This is a genomic window from Secundilactobacillus hailunensis (assembly GCF_005405185.1).
GTDB classification, from domain to species: Bacteria; Bacillota; Bacilli; order Lactobacillales; family Lactobacillaceae; genus Secundilactobacillus; species Secundilactobacillus hailunensis.
The window spans coordinates 3,487-5,165 of the sequence record NZ_BJDO01000081.1; the positions used below are offsets into that span (position 1 = coordinate 3,487).

1 rRNA gene is annotated in these 1,679 nt (G+C 51.3%); it reads right to left on the reverse strand.

Annotated features, from left to right (window positions below):
• Positions 1–47 precede the first annotated feature (47 nt).
• Positions 48–1,613, reverse strand: a 16S ribosomal RNA gene (locus FFM73_RS12020).
• Positions 1,614–1,679 lie beyond the last annotated feature (66 nt).

Sequence of the window (1,679 nt, forward strand, 5' to 3'; positions counted from 1 at the left end):
CCGAACAAAGTTTTGTCTCATGTGCAGGCTTCCGTATTATTCCTTAGAAAGGAGGTGATCCAGCCGCAGGTTCTCCTACGGCTACCTTGTTACGACTTCACCCTAATCATCTGCCCCACCTTAGGCGGTTGGCTCCCGAAGGTTACCGAACCGACTTTGGGTGTTGCAAACTCTCATGGTGTGACGGGCGGTGTGTACAAGGCCCGGGAACGTATTCACCGCGGCATGCTGATCCGCGATTACTAGCGATTCCAACTTCGTGCAGGCGAGTTGCAGCCTGCAGTCCGAACTGAGAATGGTTTTAAGAGATTAGCTTGCCCTCGCGAGTTTGCGACTCGTTGTACCATCCATTGTAGCACGTGTGTAGCCCAGGTCATAAGGGGCATGATGACTTGACGTCATCCCCACCTTCCTCCGGTTTGTCACCGGCAGTCTCGCCAGAGTGCCCAACTAAATGCTGGCAACTGACAATAAGGGTTGCGCTCGTTGCGGGACTTAACCCAACATCTCACGACACGAGCTGACGACAGCCATGCACCACCTGTATCTGCGTCCCCGAAGGGAACGCCTAATCTCTTAGGTTAGCACAGTATGTCAAGACCTGGTAAGGTTCTTCGCGTAGCTTCGAATTAAACCACATGCTCCACCGCTTGTGCGGGCCCCCGTCAATTCCTTTGAGTTTCAACCTTGCGGTCGTACTCCCCAGGCGGAATACTTAATGCGTTAGCTGCGGCACTGAAGGGCGGAAACCCTCCAACACCTAGTATTCATCGTTTACGGCATGGACTACCAGGGTATCTAATCCTGTTCGCTACCCATGCTTTCGAGCCTCAGCGTCAGTTACAGACCAGACAGCCGCCTTCGCCACTGGTGTTCTTCCATATATCTACGCATTTCACCGCTACACATGGAGTTCCACTGTCCTCTTCTGCACTCAAGTCTCCCAGTTTCCGATGCACTTCTCCGGTTAAGCCGAAGGCTTTCACATCAGACTTAAGAAACCGCCTGCGCTCGCTTTACGCCCAATAAATCCGGACAACGCTTGCCACCTACGTATTACCGCGGCTGCTGGCACGTAGTTAGCCGTGGCTTTCTGGTTAAATACCGTCAACACCTGAACAGTTACTCTCAGATGTGTTCTTCTTCAACAACAGAGTTTTACGAGCCGAAACCCTTCTTCACTCACGCGGCGTTGCTCCATCAGACTTTCGTCCATTGTGGAAGATTCCCTACTGCTGCCTCCCGTAGGAGTTTGGGCCGTATCTCAGTCCCAATGTGGCCGATTACCCTCTCAGGTCGGCTACGTATCATTGCCTTGGTGAACCATTACTCCACCAACTAGCTAATACGCCGCGGGTCCATCCAGAAGTGATAGCCGAAACCATCTTTCAAACTGAAACCATGCGGTTTCAGTTGTTATGCGGTATTAGCACCTGTTTCCAAGTGTTATCCCCCGCTTCTGGGCAGGTTACCCACGTGTTACTCACCAGTTCGCCACTCATCCAATGCTGAAAATCAGTGCAAGCACTTCAATTCAGCGGGATGCGTTCGACTTGCATGTATTAGGCACGCCGCCAGCGTTCGTCCTGAGCCAGGATCAAACTCTCATTTTATGATTGTTTGTGACTCATTAATATTACTAGCGAAATTGACTTCGCAAATTACATTTGATATCAGCC